Annotated in this window: 13 protein-coding genes; 10 read left to right on the top strand and 3 right to left on the bottom strand. The window is 69.1% G+C overall.

The window, feature by feature from the left end:
- The first annotated feature begins 114 nt into the window (after nt 1-114).
- The 6 genes from ACSF9G_RS18850 (at nt 115) to olsB (ending at nt 6,610) form a co-directional block, all read left to right on the top strand.
- Nucleotides 115-708 carry an HdeD family acid-resistance protein gene (locus ACSF9G_RS18850; protein WP_436643669.1) on the top strand — a complete coding sequence of 198 codons (594 nt, stop codon included), beginning with the start codon at nt 115-117 and terminating at the stop codon, nt 706-708.
- 26 nt (nt 709-734) lie between these two features.
- Complete coding sequence (locus ACSF9G_RS18845) at nt 735-1,166, top strand: potassium channel family protein (protein WP_261615731.1); 432 nt, start codon at nt 735-737, stop codon at nt 1,164-1,166.
- 68 nt (nt 1,167-1,234) lie between these two features.
- A complete protein-coding gene (locus tag ACSF9G_RS18840; RefSeq protein ID WP_436643668.1) occupies nt 1,235-1,435 on the top strand; it encodes a hypothetical protein in 201 nt (66 codons plus the stop codon).
- A gap of 155 nt (nt 1,436-1,590) precedes the next feature.
- The gene (locus ACSF9G_RS18835; protein WP_436643666.1) at nt 1,591-3,123 is read left to right on the top strand and encodes a YifB family Mg chelatase-like AAA ATPase; all 1,533 of its coding nucleotides are present in this window, start codon (nt 1,591-1,593) and stop codon (nt 3,121-3,123) included.
- 176 nt (nt 3,124-3,299) lie between these two features.
- Nucleotides 3,300-5,519 (top strand): PAS domain-containing hybrid sensor histidine kinase/response regulator, encoded by a 2,220-nt coding sequence (locus ACSF9G_RS18830; RefSeq protein ID WP_436643664.1) that lies wholly within the window; start codon nt 3,300-3,302, stop codon nt 5,517-5,519.
- A 146-nt stretch (nt 5,520-5,665) separates the two neighbouring features.
- On the top strand, nt 5,666-6,610 hold the full coding sequence (gene olsB, locus ACSF9G_RS18825) for a l-ornithine N(alpha)-acyltransferase (RefSeq protein ID WP_436643663.1): 945 nt from the start codon (nt 5,666-5,668) through the stop codon (nt 6,608-6,610).
- A 110-nt stretch (nt 6,611-6,720) separates the two neighbouring features.
- On the opposite strand, the gene ACSF9G_RS18820 is transcribed toward olsB, so the two are convergent.
- The gene (locus ACSF9G_RS18820; protein WP_436643662.1) at nt 6,721-9,003 is read right to left on the bottom strand and encodes an NADP-dependent malic enzyme; all 2,283 of its coding nucleotides are present in this window, start codon (nt 9,001-9,003) and stop codon (nt 6,721-6,723) included.
- Nucleotides 9,004-9,254: 251 nt separating this feature from the next.
- On the opposite strand from ACSF9G_RS18820, the gene mutS reads away from it, so the two are divergent.
- From mutS to trpS, 4 genes are all read left to right on the top strand, one after another.
- Nucleotides 9,255-12,026: a DNA mismatch repair protein MutS gene (mutS, locus tag ACSF9G_RS18815; protein WP_436643661.1), complete on the top strand. Its 2,772-nt coding sequence runs from the start codon at nt 9,255-9,257 to the stop codon at nt 12,024-12,026.
- Complete coding sequence (locus ACSF9G_RS18810) at nt 12,023-14,869, top strand: [protein-PII] uridylyltransferase (RefSeq protein WP_436643660.1); 2,847 nt, start codon at nt 12,023-12,025, stop codon at nt 14,867-14,869. The genes mutS and ACSF9G_RS18810 overlap by 4 nt, the downstream gene beginning before the upstream one ends.
- A 66-nt stretch (nt 14,870-14,935) precedes the next feature.
- A complete protein-coding gene (gene murJ / locus ACSF9G_RS18805; protein WP_436643659.1) occupies nt 14,936-16,516 on the top strand; it encodes a murein biosynthesis integral membrane protein MurJ in 1,581 nt (526 codons plus the stop codon).
- 64 nt (nt 16,517-16,580) lie between these two features.
- Entirely contained in the window at nt 16,581-17,627 is a 1,047-nt protein-coding gene (trpS, locus tag ACSF9G_RS18800) for a tryptophan--tRNA ligase (RefSeq protein WP_436643658.1), read from the top strand.
- Between the two features lie 75 nt (nt 17,628-17,702).
- On the opposite strand, the gene ACSF9G_RS18795 is transcribed toward trpS, so the two are convergent.
- Complete coding sequence (locus ACSF9G_RS18795; protein WP_436643657.1) at nt 17,703-19,676, bottom strand: Vgb family protein; 1,974 nt, start codon at nt 19,674-19,676, stop codon at nt 17,703-17,705.
- Nucleotides 19,677-19,879: 203 nt separating this feature from the next.
- Nucleotides 19,880-21,064 carry a PQQ-dependent sugar dehydrogenase gene (locus ACSF9G_RS18790; RefSeq protein WP_436643655.1) on the bottom strand — a complete coding sequence of 395 codons (1,185 nt, stop codon included), beginning with the start codon at nt 21,062-21,064 and terminating at the stop codon, nt 19,880-19,882.
- Nucleotides 21,065-21,204 lie beyond the last annotated feature (140 nt).

Below are 21,204 nucleotides of genomic sequence, written 5' to 3'. Positions count from 1 at the left end.
CGCGGCCGCGCCGGGCTGCCGCCCCGGGCTGCCGCCCCGGGCTGCCATTGGGTCTGGACGCTCGCGCCCCCGCGTGAGAGTCTGCGCGAATCAGTGGCAAATGGAGGCCGAACCATGTCTACGCCTGAAGCTGGTCTGCCGACGCGGGAAGAACTTGCCGCCCAGACGCGCGACGCGATCCGCAAGCATCGAACGCTGTTTCTGGTCCAGGGCATCGTCATGGTGATCCTCGGCATTGTCGCCATCGTCATCCCGCAGGTCACCACCCTGGCGGCCACGATCTTCGTCGGCTGGTTGTTCGTCATCGGCGGCATCATCCGCGTCGTCGCCACGTTCCAGTCGCGATCGGCGCCGGGCTTCTGGTGGTCGCTCCTGATCGGCATCCTCGCGCTGATCGTCGGCTTCATCATCGTCGCCAATCCGCTCAAGGGCGTGCTGACGCTGACGATGGCGCTGATCATCCTGTTCCTGGTCGAGGGCGTGTTCCAGTTCATCGCCGGCATCGAGTTCCGCAAGGCGCTGGCGTCGAGCTGGGTCTGGCTGATCATCTCCGGCGTCATCGACATCGCGCTGGCGGTGCTGATCTTCGCCGGCTGGCCGGACACGGCGACCTGGGCGATCGGGCTCCTGGTCGGTATCAACCTCCTGTTCGCCGGTATCGCGCTGACCATGACGGCGCTCGCCGCCAAGGACCTGCCGGCGACCTGAGACGGTTTACCGGAAGGACCGCGCCGATGCTGGTCGTGCTTCTCGTCGGCACGGGCGTCAGCTTATTGAATATCGCCATCCATGCCGGCGCGATGGCGGTGCTGGTGCACGCCGTCGGCTCGCGCTTCGTCAAGGCGATCCACAGCAATGCCCTGGCGCGCCTTGTCATCGTGATGGTGACGGCGGTTGCGGTGCTGATGGCCGCCCATATCGTCGAGGTCGGGGTCTGGAGCGCGCTCTACCAATGGGTTGGCGCGACGCCGGGCGAGGCCAACGATTTCGGCTTCGCCTTCGTCAACTACACCACGCTCGGCTACGGCAACATCGTGCCCGTGCCGCAATGGGAACTGCTCGGGCCGATGACGGCGATGAACGGCGTGTTGCTGTTCGGCTGGTCGACGGCGGTGTTGTTCCAGGTGCTGACGGTCAGCTACAAGGAACTCGAACAGCGCCTGTGATGGTCCGGTGTGACGGTCCGGGCCGGCACGTCCGACGGATTGCAACCGACAAGGATCGGGGGAATTCGATGAGCAGCAAGAGCCGGGAGACGCAGATCGCGGAACTGAACGGGGCGCTCGAGGTCCTGTTCGATCTGCGCGAGGAATTCGCCCAGTGGGCCGAGGAGGGCGAGGACGAGTCCAAGCGCGAGGCGCTGGAAAACGTGCTCGGCCATGTCGAGGTCATGGAAGCGGAATACAAGCGCCGCCGCGACGAACTCGTCGGCTGACGGGCCGGCTGCCGGGCCGGCCGGGTCGTCGGTCGCGCGCGAAGCGCGGAGCGTGCCCACGCCGTGTTCCCCTATTGTTCTTGATTGGATCCGATTCCCGTTGTAGACTTCCCATGCGTCAACCGAGGCGCGAAGTGTTCAGCAGGGTGATTGGGATGGTTGCGCGTGTGGCCACCGTCGCCTTCGTCGGGATCGAGGCCCGGCGCGTCGACGTTCAGGTTCAGATCGCGCCGGGGTTGCCGGCCTTCGCCATCGTCGGCCTGCCCGACAAGGCGGTCGCCGAAAGCCGTGAGCGGGTCCGCGCGGCGCTGACCGCCGTCGGTCTGGCGCTGCCGCCGAAACGCATCACCGTCAATCTCGCCCCCGCCGACCTGCCCAAGGAAGGCAGCCACTTCGACCTGCCCATCGCCGTGGCGCTGATGGCGGCGATCGGCGCGATGCCGGCGGATGCGCTGGCCGGCTGGTGCGTCCTCGGCGAACTCGCCCTCGACGGCCGCCTGACCCAGGTCAGCGGCGTGCTTCCCGCTGCGATCGGCGCCAACGCGGCGGGCCTGGGGCTGATCTGCCCGGCCGAGGGCGGCGCCGAAGCCGCCTGGGCGAGCCCGGACATGGAGATCCTGGCGCCCGCCGACCTGATCCAGATCGTCAATCACTTCAAGGGCACGCAGGTTCTGTCGCGCCCCCGGCCGGCGATCCGCGAGGAGGCGGGGCCGATGCTCGACCTTGCCGAGATCCGCGGCCAGGAGACCGCCAAGCGGGCGCTGGAGATCGCCGCCGCCGGCGGCCACAACCTCCTGTTCGTCGGCCCGCCCGGCGCCGGCAAGTCGATGCTGGCCCAGCGCCTGCCCTCGATCCTGCCGAAGCTCAACCCGGCCGAACTGCTCGAGGTCTCGATGATCCAGTCGATCGCCGGCGTCATCGCCGGCGGCCGTCTGTCGGCGGACCGGCCGTTCCGCGCGCCGCATCATTCCGCCTCCATGGCGGCGATGGTCGGCGGCGGTCCCAAGGCGCGTCCCGGCGAGGTGTCGCTCGCCCATAACGGCGTGCTTTTCCTCGACGAACTGCCGGAATTCACGCCGCAGGTCCTCGATTCGCTGCGACAGCCGCTCGAATCCGGCGAGACGGTCATCGCCCGCGCCATGCACCGGGTGACCTATCCCTCGCGCTTCCAGCTGGTGGCGGCGATGAATCCGTGCCGCTGCGGCATGGCCGGCGAGCCCGGCCACACCTGCCGGCGCGGGCCGCGCTGCGCCGCCGACTACCAGGCCCGCGTCTCCGGCCCTCTGCTCGACCGCATCGACCTCCGTCTGGAGGTGCCGGCCGTCACCGCCGCCGATCTGATCCTGCCGCCGCCGAGCGAGGGCAGCGCCGAGGTCGGCGCCCGTGTCGCCGCCGCCCGGACGCTGCAGGCCGAACGCTACGCCGCCCTCGGCCTCGACGGCGTGCGCACCAACGCCGGTTGTCCCGCGCGCCTGCTCGAGGACGTCTCCCGGCCCGATGCCGCCGGCCTGGCGCTTCTGCGCGACGCCTCTGAGTCGTTGAAGCTGTCGGCGCGCGGGTTCCATCGCGTCCTTCGCGTCGCGCGCACGCTTGCGGACCTCGGCGGCGCCGAGGCCGTGGGCCGCCTCCACATCGCCGAGGCCGTCGGCATGCGCGCGGCCGGATCGGGCCTTCTGGCGGCTGCTTGAGACGGCAATCGCCGCGCGTTTACGCGAAAGTGGCGGTTTGACGGGGGTTTTCTTCCGAAAATCCGAATCCCCTGCCCGGTCTTTGTACGATCGGACTCACCTGATCTTAATCGCGATCCGTCACGATCGGGCCCATTCGGACGAAGAATCCGAGCGACAGGACCACCGTGGCGTTAATGACAAAACCCGATCTCACCGAGGCCGGACAGCGGTCACGGCCGCCGAGGATCCGGCGCGTACAGCTGCTGTATGCGGCGACGCTCGCCCTGGCCGCGATGCTACCGTTCACGTTCATCTTCGGCGGACCGGCCTCCTGGGTCGCCGCGGCCGGCCTGATCGGGCTGTCGCTGGTGTCGCTGCGCGTCGCCATCCTGGAGCGTCGCCGCCGTACCGACTCCGACGCCGCCGTGGCGCGGCTTTCACACCGCCTCGAGGACGCCCAGGACCGCATCTGGGAACTGTCGGAGAGCCTGGCCCGCCAGCGCGGCCTGGTTGACGCGCAGGACGACGCCATCGTGCGCCGCGACGCCGATGGCCGTCTGACCTTCGCCAACGACGCCTTCTGCCGGATCTTCGGCTTCGAGAGGGCGGATGTCGTCGGCTCCGTCGGAATGCCCGTGCCGCTCGAGCCCGCCCGGGACCCCGGCGAGGAGGCCGTCTCCCCGGACATGCCGCGCCTGACCTTCGATGCCCGCTATCGGACCGCCGGCGGCGTCCGCTGGTTCCAATGGCAGGATACGCCGATCCGCGACGCGACCGGCCATGTCGTCGAGATCCAGAGCGTCGGCCGCGACATCACCATCCGCAAGGACACCGAGGACGCCCTGCGCCGGGCGCGCGATGCCGCGGAACAGGCGAGCCGTGCCAAGTCGCGGTTCCTCGCCGCTGTCAGTCACGAGATCCGCACGCCGATGAACGGCATCATCGGCATGGCCGACCTTCTGCTCGACAGCGGGCTGACCCAGGAGCAGACCACCTACGCGCGCGCCGTGCACGGCTCGGCCGAGGCGCTGCTCGGGCTGATCGACGAGATCCTCGACTTCTCCCGCATCGAGGCCGGGCGCATCGAGCTCGTCGACGCGCCGTTCTCGCTTGCCAAGATCATCAGCGACGTCGCCGAGCTGTTCGGACCGCGCGCCGGCGAGAAGGGGCTCGAGATCGCCGCCTTCGTCTCCCGCGATGTGCCCGCCGTGATGCGTGGCGATGCCGACCGCCTGCGCCAGGTCCTGGTGAATCTGGCCGGAAACGGCATCAAATTCACCGATCGTGGCGGCGTCCTGATCGAGGTTCGGCCCGAAATGGACGCGGGATCCGCCGCCGGCGGCATTCGCATCAGCGTTCGTGACACGGGAATCGGTATTCCGCGGGACGCGCTCGGTCGTATCTTCGAGGAGTTCGAGCAGGCCGACGTCGGCCCCGCGCGCCGGCACGGCGGCGCCGGGCTCGGGCTCGCTATCTGCAAGCGCATCGTCACGGCGATGAACGGCGAGATCACCGTCGAGAGCACGGCCGACCGCGGCAGCACCTTCACCGTCCGCCTGCCGCTGGTTGCCTCCGAGCCCGCCCCGTCGACGCCGCGCATGCTCGCCGGCCGGCGCATACTGGTCGCATCGCCCTCCCCCATCCTGCGGCATTCCCTGAAATCGGTGCTCGAAGACGAGGGCGCGCGCGTCGAGACCGCCGCCCGCGCCGACACGCTTGCCCGCAAGCTCTCGGGCAACGGCAAGTTTGATTCCGTCCTCGTCGACCTTCCCTTCGCCGAAGCGGTCGATCCCGGCCCGCTTCCCATGATCGTCCTGCTGGCGCCGCGCGACCGCGGCATCCTGCCCGATCTCACCGAACGGGGCTTCGCCGGCTATCTCATCAAGCCGATCCGCAGCCAGTCCCTGCTCGCGCGGCTCGGCGTCGCCGCCAATCGCGAAGGCCGGCCGGCCGTGCCGATCCCGCAGGAAGAGCCGGTCGGCCCGGCTCTCGACGTCCTCCTCGCCGAGGACAACGACCTCAACGCGATGCTCACCGAGGCGCTCCTGCGCCGGCTCGGCCACCGCGTCACCCGGGTGCGCGACGGCCTGCAGGCGGTCGCGAAAATCCGCGCCGCCGGCGACCGCGGCCGCCCCTTCGACATCGTCCTGATGGACGTTCACATGCCGAATCTGGACGGCCTCTCGGCGGCCCGCGAGATCCGCGCCGACGAACGCGACACCCCGCAACGGGGGCGGATTTTCATGATCGCGTTGACCGCGAACGCCTTCGCGGAGGACCGCGAGGCCTGCCTGGAGGCGGGGATGGACATGTTCATGGCCAAGCCCGTCGATCGCGAGGTCCTCGCCGAGGGTCTGAAAAAAATCTCCCCGGCCGCCCCGCCCCGGAAAAAGCCCCGTCTGCGTCGCGCCTGATCGCGTCGCAATTGTCATGGAACCGTCTCCGAACTATGATTCTTAAGTCGAAGGCGGGGATGTGAGGCCGGTCCGATTCGGGCGGCGTTTCCGACGCTTCCTGGTCTTTGCACGGGGGAGGCGCCAGTATGCGCCAACGAGGTCAGATGCGTTTGACGGACAAGTTCCGGCCGACCCGGCTGGTGCGTCGTTTCGTTCCGGGCGGGCCGTACGCCGGGTATGCGGCCCACGGTACCGGTTTTAGCGGCACTCCCCTGGCGGAGCCGCTGAAGCGGATCGGCTCGCTCGAGGTGCGGCTTGCTCGCAACGCACGCGAGGTGCGGCTTGCGCAGGCGCTGCGCTACCGAGTCTTCTATCGCGAGATGTCGGCCCAGGCCGGCGCCACCGGAAAGCTGTGGCGGCGCGACATCGACGGCTTCGATTCGATCTGCGATCACCTGCTCGTCATCGACCACGAGCCCGATCCGGCGCTGTTCCGCGGCATGCGCCGCAAGCGCAAGCCCGCCGTGGTCGGCACCTACCGGCTGCTGCGCCAGGAGGTCGCCGAGCAGTTCGGCGGGTTCTATACCGCCGGCGAATACGAGATCGACGCGCTCGTCGCCCGCCACCGGCCGAAGCGGTTTCTCGAGCTCGGCCGCTCCTGCGTCCTCAAGGAATACCGTAACAAACGCACCGTCGAGCTGCTGTGGGCCGGCAACTGGGCCTATGTGCAGCATCACGAGATCGACGTGATGATCGGCTGCGCCAGTCTGGAAGGCATCGAGCCGCGCAAGCTGTCGCTGCCGCTCTCCTTTCTGCACCACCACGCCGCCGCGCCGGAGGAATGGCGCATCCGCGCCCTTCCCTCCCGCTACGTGCCGATGAACCGGATGGGCCCCGAACAGATCGACACGCGCGCCGCGCTCAACGAGCTGCCGCCGCTGATCAAGGGCTATCTCCGGCTCGGCGCCTATATCGGCGACGGCGCGGTGGTCGACCACCAGTTCGGCACCACCGATGTCTGCATCGTGCTGCCGGTCTCGGCGATCAATCCGCGCTACTCGCGCTACTACGGCCATTTCGGCGCGCCGAAGGAACGCCTGGCCTCGTAGCCCGGCAAGACCGGTCCCGCCTCCCCGTAGCCCCGGCCCCCGAGCCGCGAGCCCCCCGGCCCGGGGCGTGTGCCCGAGGCGTGCCCGGGGGTGCGAGGAGGCGGACGCCCCTATCCGTTGACGTTGTAGGCGGCGAGCGCGGCCATGTTGACGATGTCGCTGTCGGTCGCGCCCAGGTTGACGATCTGCACCGGCTTGTCGAGGCCGACCAGCAGCGGGCCGATCACCGTCGAGCCGCCGAGTTCCTGCAGCATCTTCGTCGCGATCGAGGCCGAGTGGATGGCCGGCATCACCAGCACGTTCGCCGGTCCCGACAGGCGGCAGAACGGATAGGCGGCCATCGCCTCGCGGTTGAGCGCCACGTCGGCGGCCATCTCGCCGTCGTACTCGAAGTCGACATGGCGCTTGTCGAGGATCTTCACCGCCTCGCGCAGGCGCTCCGAGCGCTCGCCGCTGGGATGGCCGAAGGTCGAGTAGGCGAGCAGCGCCACCCGCGGCTCGTAGCCCAGCCGCCGCGCGACGCCAGCCGCCTCGACCGCGATCGCCGCCAACTCCTCCGCCGTCGGCATGTCGTGGATCGCGGTGTCGGCGATCAGCACGGTGCGTCCCCGGCAAAGCGCGATGGAGGCGCCGATGACGCTGTGGCCGGGCTTCGGATCGATGACGCGGCGCACTTCCTCCAGCGCGATCGAATAGTTGCGCGTCGCGCCCGTGACCATGCCGTCGGCATCGCCGATCGCCACCATGCAGGCGGCGAACGTGTTGCGGTCGGTGTTGACCATGCGCTGGCAGTCGCGGAACAGGTAGCCGCGCCGCTGCAGCCGGGCATAGAGGAACTCGGCGTACTCGGCGTTGCGCCGCGACAGCCGCGCGTTGACGATGTCGATGTCGTCGCGCAGGTCGAGGCCCAGCGCGGCGACGGTCTCGCGCACCTGTTCGTCGCGGCCGACCAGCACCGGCCGGCCAAGGCCGCTGTTGGCGAAGGCGAAGGCGGCGCGGATCACCTGCTCCTCCTCGCCCTCGGCGAAGACGATGCGCTTCGGCGAACGGCGGATCTTCGACTGGATTCGCTGCAGGGTGCCGGCGATCGGATCGAGCCGGGCCGACAGCTCCTGGCGGTAGCTCTCCATGTCGACGATCGGCCTGCGGGCGACGCCGGACTCCATCGCCGCGGCGGCGACGGCCGACGGCACGGCGCTGATCAGGCGCGGATCGAACGGCACCGGGATGATGTATTCCGGTCCGTATTTCGGCCGCGAGCCGCGATAGGCGGCGGCGACCTGGTCGGGCACGTCCTCGCGGGCGAGCTCCGCCAGCGCCCGCGCCGCGGCGACCTTCATGTCGTCGTTGATCGTCGTCGCGCGCACGTCCAGCGCACCGCGGAAGATGTACGGAAAGCCCAGCACGTTGTTGATCTGGTTGGGATAGTCCGAGCGTCCCGTCGCCACGATGGCGTCGTCGCGGATCTCGGCGACCTCCTCCGGGGTGATCTCCGGGTCCGGATTGGCCATGGCGAAGATGATCGGCTGGGCGGCCATCGAGGCGATCATCTCCGGTGTGAAGGCGCCTTTCACCGACAGGCCGAACACCGCGTCGGCGCCGCGCATGGCGTCCTCCAGCGTGCGCGCGTCGGTGTCGGCGGCGTGCGCCGACTTCCACTGGTTCATGCCTTCCTCGCGGCCCTTGTGGATCACGCCCTTGGTGTCGCAGAGGATGACGTTGTCGTGGGGAAAGCCCATCGCCTTGATCAGTTCGACGCAGGCGATGCCGGCCGAGCCCGCGCCGTTGCAGACGAGTTTCGTCGTCTTGATGTCGCGGCCGGTGATGTCCAGCGCGTTGATCAGGCCGGCGACTGCGATGATGGCGGTGCCGTGCTGGTCGTCGTGGAACACCGGGATGTCCATCAGCTCGCGCAGCCGCTGCTCGATGATGAAGCAGTCGGGCGCGCGGATGTCTTCCAGGTTGATGCCGCCGAAGGACGGGCCGAGCGGCTTGACGCAGTTGATGAACTCGTCGACGTCGAGCGTGTCCACTTCCAGGTCGATGGCGTCGACGTCGGCGAAGCGCTTGAACAGCACCGCCTTGCCTTCCATCACTGGCTTGGAGGCGAGCGCGCCGAGATTGCCCAGGCCCAGGATTGCCGTCCCGTTCGAGATCACCGCGACCAGGTTGCCGCGCGTCGTGTAGTCGAAGGCCCGGCCCGGATCCTCGGCGATCGCGCGGACCGGCACCGCCACGCCCGGCGAATAGGCCAGCGACAGGTCGCGCTGGGTCGCCATCGGCTTGGTCGGGGTGATCTCCAGCTTGCCCGGCTTGCCCTGCTGGTGGAACTGGAGTGCTTCCTGATCGGTGAATGTCGGCCGGCTGTCCGCCGTCTTGCCCTGCTTCGGCATGTGCCGTTCTGTCCTTAAGCGCGTTGTTGAGGTCCGCCGCCGGCGGGACCCGGACCTTATAAGGGCCCCGATGCGTGCTCAAGTCGCCTTCCGGATAACGGCCGGTGAAACCGCGCATTTGTTCTGCTAGGGTCCGCGCCATGACGGCCCGACCTGCAGATATTCCCGCATCCGCGCCAGCAACAGCGCCCGCATCCGTGCCCGCCCCTGTTTCGGCGGTCGTGGACACCCCCGCTCCCGCCCCCGAATCCGTGCCTGGAGCCGATGCGGCCGCCGCCGATGCGCGCGTCACCCCGATGATGCGCCAGTTCCTCGAGATCAAGACCGCCAATCCGGACAGCCTGCTATTCTACCGGATGGGAGATTTCTACGAACTTTTCTTCGAGGACGCTGTCGTGGCGAGCCGCGCCCTCGGCATCACCCTGACGACCCGCGGCAAGCATCTGGGCACCGACATCCCGATGTGCGGCGTGCCGGTCCATGCCGCCGACGATTACCTGCAGAGGCTGATCGCGCTCGGCCATCGCGTCGCCGTCTGCGAGCAGATGGAGGATCCCGCCGAGGCCAAGAAGCGCGGCTCCAAGTCGGTGGTGCGCCGCGACGTGGTTCGGCTGGTGACGCCGGGCACGCTGACCGAGGACAATCTGCTCGATTCCCGCCGCAACAATTTCCTCGCCGCGCTCGCCCGCCTGCGCGCCGGCGGCGACGACGGCTTCGCGCTGGCCTGGGCCGACATCTCGACCGGCGAGTTCGCCGTCGTCGAGGCGACCCGCGCCGAGCTGCCGGCCCTGATCGCCCGTGTCGATCCCGGCGAGCTGCTGATCGCCGATGCGCTCTACGACGACGGCGACCTGCGCGACCTGTGGCGGGACATGCGCTCCGCCGTGACGCCGCTGCCCACCGCGGTGTTCGATTCGACCGCCGCCGAACGGCGTCTGCGCGATTATTTCGACGTCGCCACCCTCGATGGCTTCGGCCCGCTCGGCCGCCCCGAGATCGCCGCGGCCGGCGCCGTCATCGCCTATATCGACCGCACCCAGATGGGCGAGAAGCCGCCGCTCAAGATCCCGGCGCGCGAGGCCCGCGGCGCGGTGATGGCGATCGATCCGGCGACCCGGGCCAATCTCGAACTGGTCTCGACGCTGTCCGGCGAACGGCGCGGCAGCCTGGCCGAGGCCGTCGACCGCACCGTCACCGCCGCCGGCGGCCGCGAGCTCGCCCGCCGCCTGTCCTCGCCGCTGACCGACCCGCAGCGGATCGCCGCGCGCCACGCGGCGGTCGCCTGGCTTGCCGAGCGTCCCGCTCTGCGCCGGGGCCTGCGCGAGACGATGCACGCCGCCCCCGACATCGCCCGCGCCCGCGCCCGCATCGTTCTGGCGCGCGGCGGCCCGCGCGATCTCGCCGGCATCCGCGATGGCATCGGCGCGGTCCATGCGCTGTGCGCGCGGCTGCGCGCCGACGCCGGCCCCGGCCCGGATGGTGCCGCCGGCACCGGTGCCGACATGCCGCCGATCCTCGCCGACATCGCCGCGCGCCTCGACGGCCCCGACCGGGCGCTGTTCGACGAGCTGACGACGGCGCTGGTGGAGCGCCCGCCGCATCTGCGCCGCGACGGCGGATTCATTCAGGCGGACTTCGCCGCGGACCTGGACGACGCCCGCCGCCTGCGCGACGAGAGCCGCCAGATCGTCGCCGGCCTGCAGGCCAGGTACCAGGAGGCGACCGGCATCAAGTCGCTGAAGGTCCGCCACAACAACGTGCTCGGCTATTTCGTCGAGGTCACCGCCCAGCACGGCGACCGGATGCTGGCGGCGCCGCTGAGCGAGACCTTCTTCCATCGCCAGACGCTTGCCAGCCAGGTGCGGTTCTCCACAACCGAACTGGCGGATCTGGAAGGCCGGATCGCGTCGGCGGCCGAACGCGCGATGGCGCTCGAGAACGAGATCTTCGATGCGCTCGTCGCGCGCATCGTCGGCGACGGCGCGGCGCTCGAGGCCGCCGCGGCGGCGCTTGGCGAACTCGACGTCCATGCCGGGTTCGCCGAGCTGGCCGTCGAGCGCAACTACGTGCGGCCGGTCGTCAGCGACGATCTCGCCTTCGACATCGTCGGCGGCCGTCACCCCGTCGTCGAGCAGGCGCTCGCCCGCGACGGCGGCGGTCCGTTCGTCGCCAACGACTGTGACCTGTCGCCGCCCGATGGCGTATCGGGCGATGCCGCCGCCGGCCGGATCCTGCTGATCACCGGGCCCAACATGGCCGGCAAGTCGACCTTCCTGCGCCAGAACGCGCTGATCGCCGTCCTCGCCCAGGCGGGCGGGTTCGTGCCGGCGGAGACGGCGCATATCGGCGTCGTCGACAGGCTGTTCTCCCGTGTCGGCGCCGCCGACGATCTCGCCCGCGGGCGGTCGACCTTCATGGTCGAGATGGTCGAGACCGCCGCGATCCTCAATCAGTCCGGTCCCCGCGCGCTGGTGATCCTCGACGAGATCGGCCGCGGCACCGCCACCTTCGACGGCCTGTCGATCGCCTGGGCGACGATCGAGCATCTGCACGAGGTCAACGGCTGCCGCGCGCTGTTCGCGACCCATTTCCACGAGCTGACCGCGCTCGCCGAAACCATGGCGCGCCTGCACAACGCCACCGTTCAGGTCAAGGAGTGGAAGGGCGAGGTGGTGTTCCTGCACGAGGTGGTGCCCGGCGCCGCCGACCGCTCCTACGGCATCCAGGTCGCCAAGCTCGCCGGCCTGCCCGCGCCGGTGCTGAGCCGCGCCCGCGAGGTTCTGGAGCGGCTCGAGGAAACCGACCGCCGCGCCGGCGCCGCCGGCCTTGCCGACGACCTGCCGCTGTTCGCGACCCATGTGCGATCGGCCGCCGCGACGCCGGTCCCGCCGGCGAATGCCGCGCTGGTGCAAAGGCTGGGCGGCGTCTCGCCCGACGACCTGACGCCGCTTCAGGCGCTCGAGATGCTATATGAGCTGAAACGTCTCGCCGAGACCGGCGGCGACGGTCAGGACGCCGGATGAACAAGCGCTCGACGAACAGGTCGGCTCGCAACCTCGCCGAAATCGCCGATCCGGACGCCCTGGCCGGCGAGCTGGGGGTCCTGTTCGAAAAGCATGGCGCGGGCAACGACTTCCGCGCCGCCATGCTCGCCCACCTGAAGGCGTTCAGGGCGCGCGGCCACGAGACGATCGAGACGTGGCTGTCTGAGGACGGCCGCGGCCTGGCCTGCGCGCGCCGCATCGGCGCGCTGCAGGACGCGATCATCCAAGGCATCTACGCCTTCACCACCCGCCACCTCTATCCCGTCACCAATCCCTCGTCGTCGGAGCGGCTGTCGGTGATCGCGGTCGGCGGCTACGGCCGCGCCACCATGGCGCCGGGCTCCGACGTCGATCTCCTGTTCGTGCTGCCCTACAAGAAGACCGCCTGGAGCGAGAGCGTCTGCGAGCAGATGCTCTACACGCTGTGGGACATGGAGCTGAAGGTCGGCCACGCGGTGCGCACCGTCGACGAGTGCGTGCGCCTGTCGAACGCGGACATAACGATCCGCACCTCGATCCTCGATGCCCGCTTCATCTGCGGCGACCGCGCGTTGTTCGACGAGCTCGAAGAGCGCTTCCAGGCCGATGTCGTCGCCGGAACGGGCCCGGAGTTCATCGAGGCCAAGCTCGCCGAGCGCGACGCCCGCCACACCCGCTCCGGCGAATCCCGCTATCTCGTCGAGCCCAACGTCAAGGACGGCAAGGGCGGCCTGCGCGACCTCCAGACGCTGTTCTGGATCGGCAAGTACTTCTATGGCGCCGACAGCGGCGAGGGCCTGGTCGAGGCCGGCGTCTTCGACAAGTCGGAGTCCCGCCTGTTCCGCAAGTGCGAGGATTTCCTCTGGGCGGTGCGCTGCCACCTGCACTTCATGACCGGCCGCGCCGAGGAGCGGCTGACCTTCGACCTGCAGCGCGGCATGGCGACCAGGCTCGGCTACCTGCCGCATCCCGGCGTCCGCGACGTCGAGCGGTTCATGAAGCACTACTTCCTGATGGCCAAGGACGTCGGCGACCTGACCCGCATCTTCTGCAACGCGCTGGAGGTGCAGCACGTCAAGCGCACGCAGGTCCTGTCGCGGTTCATGCAGCGCTTCCGCCGCCGCCGCCCGGGCAAGCTGTCGGACAGCGACGACTTCGTCATCGAATCCGACCGCCTCAACATCGCCGACGACCTCGCCTTCGAGCGCGATCCGGTCAATCTGATCCGGATGTTCCATCTCGCCGACAGGTACAACATCCCGTTCCACCCCGAGGCGCTGAAGATCGCCCACCGCTCGCTCAAGCTGATCGGTCCCAAGCTCAGGGAGAACGAGGAGGCCAACGCGCTGTTCCTCAAGATCCTGACCTCGCGCAACGATCCGGAGGTGGTGCTGCGCCGCATGAACGAGGCCGGCGTGCTCGGCCGCTTCATCCCCGATTTCGGCAAGATCGTCGCGCTCGTCCAGTTCAACATGTACCACCACTACACCGTCGACGAGCACTTGATCCGCTCCATCGGCCTGCTGGCCGACATCGATCACGGCCGCCTCGCCGACGACCATCCGCTCTCCAACGAGATCATCCGCACGATCCGCAGCCGCGACGTGCTCTATCTGGCGCTGTTCCTGCATGACATCGCCAAGGGCCGGCCGGAGGACCATTCGATCGCCGGCGCCCGCGTCGCCCGCCGGCTGGCGCCGCGGCTCGGCTTCTCCGCCGCCGATACCGAAACGGTAGCCTGGCTGATCGAGCACCATCTCGACATGAGCATGATCGCCCAGTCGCGCGATCTCGCCGACCGCAAGACCATCGAGGACTTCGCCGCCACGGTGCAGAGCCCGGAACGGCTGAAGCTGCTGCTGATCCTCACCGTCGCCGACATCCGCGCCGTCGGCCCCGGCGTCTGGAACGGCTGGAAGGGTCAGCTCCTGCGCACGCTTTATTACGAGACCGAGCCGGTGCTGGCCGGCGGTCACAGCCAGGAGCAGCGCAAGTTCCGCATCGAGTCCGCCCGCGCCCGCCTGCGCAAGGAGCTGTCCGATTGGCCGCAGGCCGAGTTCGACGCCTATTGCGAGCGCCACTATCCCGCCTACTGGGTGCGCACCGACCTGCCCCGCCAGATCGAGCACGCCCGCTTGCTGCACGCGATGGACGGCAAGGGCGGCAAGCTCGCGATCCGCGCCCGCCCCGACGAGTTCCGCGACATCACCGAGATAACGGTGTTCGCGCCGGACCACCCGCGGCTTCTCTCCATCATCGCCGGTGCCTGTGCCGCCTCCGGGGCCAACATCGTCGACGCGCAGATCTTCACCACCTCCGACGGCTACGCCCTCGACACCATCTTCGTGTCGCGCGAGCTGCCCGAGGACGCCGACGAGCGGCGCCGCGCCGAGCGCATCGGCAAGGTCATCGAGCAGGCGCTCGCCGGCGCGGTGAAATTGCGCGACCTCGTCGGCCAGCGCGCCGTCACCAAGGGCCGGATCCGCGCCTTCTCGGTGGAGCCGGACGTGCTCGTCAACAACACCTGGTCGAACCGCTACACCGTCATCGAGATGTCGGGCCTCGACCGCCCCGGCCTGCTCTACGAGCTCACAGACGTGCTCGCGCGCCTCAACCTGAACATCGCCTCGGCCCATGTCGCCACCTTCGGCGAGCGCGCCGTCGACGTCTTCTACGTGACCGACCTGACCGGCCAGAAGATCACCAACGCCAACCGCCAGGCGGCGATCCGCCGCCGCCTGCTGCAGGTCTTCCAGCCCCAGAAGGAAGGCAGTAAGGAAACCAGTAAGGACGGTGGCAAGGACGGGGCCAGGGCAGGCGCCAGGGCGGGCGAGGCGGCATGACGCCGCCGATGACGGCGCGTCCCGTTTCGGATAGTGTCCCGCGCTCACGCGCCTGAAGGGTTTTCCATGGCACTGTTACGGCATTTCGCGACTGTCGGCGGCGGCACGATCGTAAGCCGCGTCCTCGGCTTCGCCCGCGACGTGCTGACCGCCTCCGCGCTCGGCACCGGGCCCGTCGCCGACGCCTTCTTCGTCGCCTTCCGCCTGCCCAACCTGTTCCGCCGCATCTTCGCGGAAGGCGCGTTCAACGCCGCCTTCGTGCCGCTGTTCGCCAAGGCGCTGGAAGGCGAGGGCGCGCGCCAGGCCCGCCGCTTCGCCGAGGAATCGCTGGCCGCGCTCTTGTTCGCGCTGCTCGTGCTCACCGCGCTCGCCGAGATCGCCATGCCGGTGTTCATGCTGCTGCTGGCGCCCGGCTTCGTCGAGGATCCCGGCAAGTTCGGCCTCTCGGTGCTGCTGACCCGCATCACCTTTCCCTATCTCACCTTCATCTCGCTGGTGGCGCTCCTGTCCGGCGTGCTCAACGCGCTCGGCCGCTTCGCCGCCGCCGCCTTCGCGCCGGCCCTGCTCAACGCGGTGCTGATCGGCGCCCTGCTGACGATCCACGCGGTCCAGGCCGACGGCAGCGAGACCGCCGGCGTCTACCTGGCGATCGGCGTCTTCATCGCCGGCATCGCCCAGCTTGTCATGCTCGGCTGGGCCGCCCGCCGCGCCGGCATGGGCCTGACGCTGGTCCGGCCGCGCTTGACGCCCGGCGTGAAGCGGCTCGTCGCCCTCGGTATTCCCGGCGTCATCGCCGGCGGCATCACCCAGATCAACATCATGGTCGGCACCATGATCGCCTCGCTGCAGGACCGGGCGGTGTCGTTCCTCTACTACGCCGACCGGCTCTACCAGCTGCCGCTCGGCACCATCGGCATCGCCATCGGCATCGTGCTCCTGCCCGAGCTGTCGCGCCGCCTGCGCGCCGGCGACGACGAGGCGGTGATGAACGGCCAGAACCGCGCGCTGGAATTCGCGCTCACCCTGACGCTGCCCTCCGCCGCCGCGCTGTTCTTCGTGCCCGACGCCATCATCCGCGGCCTGTTCGAGCGCGGCGCCTTCGGCCCCGAGGACACCGCCGCGACCGCCGCCGCGCTCGCCGCCTTCGCCGTCGGCCTGCCCGCCTTCGTGCTCAACAAGGTGTTCGCGCCCGCCTTCTTCGCCCGCGAGGACACCCGCACGCCGATGTACTACGCCGGCGTCAACGTCGCCGCCAACATCGCCTTCTCGCTCGCCCTGTTCCCGGCCTTCGGCCATGTCGGCATCGCCGCCGGCACCTCGATCGCCGGCTGGATCAATTCGGGCCTGCTCGGCTACACGCTGTGGCGCACCGGCCATCTGGTGCCCGACGCGCGCGTCAAGCGCCGCACCCTGCTCGCCCTGCACGCGACCGCGTGGATGTCGGCGGCGCTGGTGGCGACGAACTGGCTGCTCGCGCCGCTCGCCGCCCACGGATCGCTCGGCGCCGTCGCCACGCTGCTCATCCTGGTGGGTGTCGGCGTCGTCGTCTTCGCCGGCCTCGCCGCGACGACCGGCGTGATGACCCGTGCCGATCTGGCCCGCGCCTTCTCGAAGTCGGCGACGAAACCCGAAGCCCCTTCGGCTTGAAACCTCGGCCCCGATCGGCCATAAGGCCCCGGCACTCCAGCGCTTTCAGCAAGGACAGGGTCTAATGGCGGCGTTCCCGCAGCGCGTCTTTTCCGGCGTCCAGCCGACCGGAAACCTGCATCTGGGCAATTATCTCGGCGCGATCACGCGCTTCGTTGCCCTGCAGGACGACTATGACTGCATCTATTGCGTGGTCGACATGCACGCGATCACGCAGGCGGTCTCCGTCTGGGGCGGCCCCGAGGAGCTGCGCAAGAGCACCCGCGAGGTGACGGCCGCCTTCATCGCCGCCGGCATCGACCCGGACAAGCATGTCGTCTTCAACCAGAGCCAGGTCGCCGAGCACGCCGAGCTCGCCTGGGTGTTCAACTGCGTCGCCCGCATGGGCTGGCTCAACCGGATGACCCAGTTCAAGGAGAAGGCGGGCAAGCATCGCGAGAACGCCTCCGTCGGCCTGTTCGCCTATCCCAACCTGATGGCCGCCGACATCCTGGTCTACCGCGCCACCCACGTGCCGGTGGGCGAGGACCAGAAGCAGCATCTCGAGCTGTCCCGCGACATCGCCCAGAAGTTCAACAACGACTTCGCCGCCTCGATCGCGCGGGTGACCGGCGAGGACGCGTTCTTCCCGCTGCCCGAGCCGATCATTCAGGGCCCGGCGACCCGCGTCATGAGCCTGCGCGACGGGTCCAAGAAGATGTCGAAGTCGGACCCCTCCGACTATGCCCGCATCAACCTGACCGACGACGCCGACACCATCGCCCAGAAGATCCGCAAGGCGAAGACCGATCCCGAGCCGTTGCCGAGCGAGGCGGAGGGCCTGGAGGGTCGCCCGGAAGCCGAGAACCTGATCGGCATCTACGCCGCGCTGGCCGGGGCCGACAGGGAGACGGTGCTGAAGGAATATGGCGGCGCCCAGTTCTCGATCTTCAAGACGGCGCTGGCCGATCTGTCGGTCGCCAAGCTCGCGCCGATCGCGGCTGAGATGCGCCGGCTGACCGCCGATCCCGGCTATATCGACGGGGTCCTGAAGCGCGGCGCCGATCAGGCCCGCGACATCGCCGCGCCGGTGATGCACGCGGTCAAGGACATCGTCGGCTTCCTGCGCTGACGGGTATCGAAGGAAAGGAAAACGCCGGGCCTCGTTGAGACCCGGCGTTTTTTGGTGTCGGACGGTCCGGAGGCCCTACGGCTTCTGTGGCGGGCCGACCTGCGGCGTCTTCACCGGCGCGGCCATCCCGATCATCACCGCCATGGTCTTGCCGCCGGGATTGGTCTGATAGGGAACGGTCAGCCAGTTGTTGGTCAGCCACACGTTGCCCGACGCGTCGATCTGCACGGCGGTGACCCGCACCAGGCCGTCGAACGCGTAGCCCGTCTTCTTCGGCGCGATCGACTCTCCCGTCTTCACGCCCGGCGGGCAGTTCTCGGGGCGCGCGCCGCAGAGGTGCCCGACCCGGAAGCCGCCGAAATTCGCCACCCAGACGTTGTCGTCGCCGTCGACGGCGATGCCCCAGGGCAGGAAGACGCCGCCATTGGTGTAGGCCTTGCTGACGGTGCCGTCCGGCGTGACCATCGAGACCGACGCATCCGCCTTGTCCGGGATGTTGAGTGTCTTGCCGAAATAGCAGGGCGCCGCGATGGCGCCGGAATTCGACACCCAGGCGTTGTCCAGGCTGTCGACGGCGATGCCCATCGGCCGCTTGATCCCGTTTTCGCCGCGCTCGGTGCGGACGAGGACGTTGCCGAGGCGGTCGAGCTTGAACACGCGGTTGGTGTTGTTGGCGGTGAACCAGGCGTGGTGCTGGCTGTCGACCGCCGCGCCAAACGGTTTCTCCAGGCCCCACGGCGCGTGGTTGACGGCCGCCGTAGGATCGCCGAGGGGATAGACGGCGACGCTGTCGCCGCCGCAATTGGCGAACCAGACCGTGCGGTCGACGTCGGTGGCGAGGCCCTGCACCCGGTTGACGCCGCCGTCGGCGTAGGGGCTGCCCGCCTGCGCCACGCCGTCGGAATTGAACAGGGAGACGGTCTGGTCGTCGCCCAGCGGCTGGTCGCAGCCCCTGCCCGAGAAGCCGAAATTGCCCAGCCAGATGTTTTCGTCGGGATCCATCGCGATGCCGAAGCCGACGCCGTAGATGCCGCCGCCGGTATAGGGCGCGCCGGGATAGTTCCTGCCGTCCGGCGTCAGCCGGATCAGGTGGGTGTCGCCGCAGGCGGGCGTCTTGGCGCGTCGCTGGTACTGGTAGTTGTTGCCGATCCAGACGTTGCCCTCCTTGTCGAAGACCATGTTGCCCGGCCCGTCCAGCTGTCCGCCGCCGCCGTCGTAGAGCAGGGTCAGCGTCCAGGTGGCGATCGGGCTCGTTAGGGCCGGTCCATAGACGGCGACGCGCTGCGAGAGCCGGAACAGCTTCTTCGCCTTCCGGCCCGGGTAGTGGGCGATGTTGACGGCCGCCTGCAGGGTGTTCTTCGCCCGCTTGCCGCCGGGCGGCTTGGCCAGGTTGAAGAGTGATTTGCAGCCCCCGTCCGCGAGGCCGCGCGCGCAGGTGGCGAGCATGTTGGCGAGCGAATTGAACTCGCGCATCGTCTGTGTCTTGCCGCCGTTGGGCTTCGTCGCAAGAACGTGGCCGACCGCGCCGGTCCGCCTGTTGACGAGGTTGCGCAGGGTCAGCGCGGCGTTCTTCGGGCCGGGATGGACGCCGGAGATCTGCACCCCGTCGATGAACTGCGCGAAGGCATAGGCCGTCGCCACGGTCGTCCGCTCGTTGATGGTGATCTGGGACGGTGGCGAGCCCGGGCCCAGCACGGTCGCGAACCGGAGCCGGCGCTGCCGGGGCTTCAGCCCGAAGATGTCGACGGTGCCGCCCTTGGTGACGACGTAGAGCACCGCGTTCGCATCCGACGGTTCCGCATAGGCGACCCGGAATCCGCCCTGCGAATCGCTTTTGCCGGTGCCGAGCAGGATTGCCCCGCCGCCGGCCGTGGTTCCCGCCTGGTAGAGGAATACCTTTGCATAGGATACCGGCAGGTTGCCGGTCCGGACCGTTCCGTTCAGTTCGGCCGCATCGGCCGGCCCGGCCGAGAATGCGCCGGCGAGGCCGAAGACGAATGTCGAAAACAGCAGTCTTATGGGGAGGCGTCGGCAAGTCATGAAGGTCATCGATACTGTCCGCGCGTGTCGTTTTGTCGAAATGCCAAAACGGCAATACGCAAGACATACGGAATCGATGCCGATCTGACGCAGCGTCAGTACAGAAGATGTGTTTACGAACAGTCTACACGATAGATAGAAAATACGGACCGACCGGAACCGGCGGTTCCCCAGCGCCAATCGATCAGCGCCAATCGCCCGGCTTCACTCGATCAGCGCGGGTCGGACGCGGTGGCCGCCTCGATCCGGGAAACGGTGCCGCCCAGTTGCGCGGCGTAAATCTGGCCGTCGACGCCGAGCCCGAAGCTGCTGAGGCCGGGAAAGCCGATCCCGGCCGGCTGGTCGTCGGTGCCGTCGGCGGCGATGCTGCGCACCTCGCCGGAGCAGAAATCGCCGTAGACATAGCGCCCGGTCATCGCCGGGATCGCCGGATCGCGCACGATATGGCCGCCGGTGATCGAGCAGCGCCCGCCGGAATGGTCGTAGACGAAGACCGGGAAGGTCGGCGCATCGGGTCCGGGGCGGTTGTCGTCGTAAACCGCGTTGCCCTCGTATTGGGGCCAGCCGAAATTCGCCCCGCTGGCCTCTGCGAGCGTGAGGATGTTCACCTCCTCCCACGCGCCCTGGCCGACATCGCCGATCAGCAGCCGGTTGCCGTCGAAGGCGAACCGCCACGGATTGCGAAGCCCGTAGGCGAAGATTTCGTCCCGGCCCGGCTTGCCGACGAAGGGGTTCGACTTCGGGATCCGGTAGGCGCGCTTCCGCTTCTGCCGGGGGTTGATGCGCAGGATCTTGCCGAGCAGCCGGTCGAGCTTGCGGGCGTTGTCGAATCCGTCTCCGCTGCCGCCGCCATCCCCGGTCGCGATGTACAGAAGACCGTCGGGGCCGAACTGAAGCTGGCCGCCATTGTGGTTGCGCGCGTCGCGATGCGGCACCCGCAGCACCACCCGGCGCGTCCTGGGCAGCGCCCGGAGCGCCCGCTTCCTCGCGCGCCGGAACTCCGCGACCACGAGGTCTCCCTTCCTGTTGGTGTAGGCGACGTAGAAGCGCCTGGATTTGCGGTAGGACGCGGGAAACGCCACCGACAGCAGGCCCTGTTCGCCGCCGGCGCCCGAATCGGGCGGCCCGTACACGCGCTTGCGGATGTCGAGGAAGGGCCTGGCCAGCGTCTTCCCGTTGCGCAGAATCCGTATCCGTCCGGCCCGCTCGACGACGAAAACGAGCTTCCGGTAGTCCGGCGTGACGGCGACATGGACCGGGTCCTCGAAGGTCCCGACCGGCACGGCCTTGAGGGTCTGTGCGGCCGCCGGCGCGCCGGCCGCGCCGAGCAGGGCAGTGAGCAGGGCAGTGAGCAGGGTCGCGAACAGGAGCGCAGACGAGAGCGCAGACGGGAGCACAGACGGGAGCGCGGCCGCCGGTTCGGATGGACGGGGCACACGAGGGCGTTCCGGGAGCGTCGATTCGCCGCGCATTGGTGCTGGCCTCCTCTGCTTTGCAGCGTCCCGAGGTGATCCCGGAAATCCGGCCAGAATGGGGA

Origin of the sequence: Microbaculum mangrovi, assembly GCF_051390635.1 — a bacterium.
Lineage (GTDB): Bacteria > Pseudomonadota > Alphaproteobacteria > Rhizobiales > Tepidamorphaceae > Microbaculum.
This window is presented reverse-complemented; position numbering and strand designations above follow the sequence as displayed.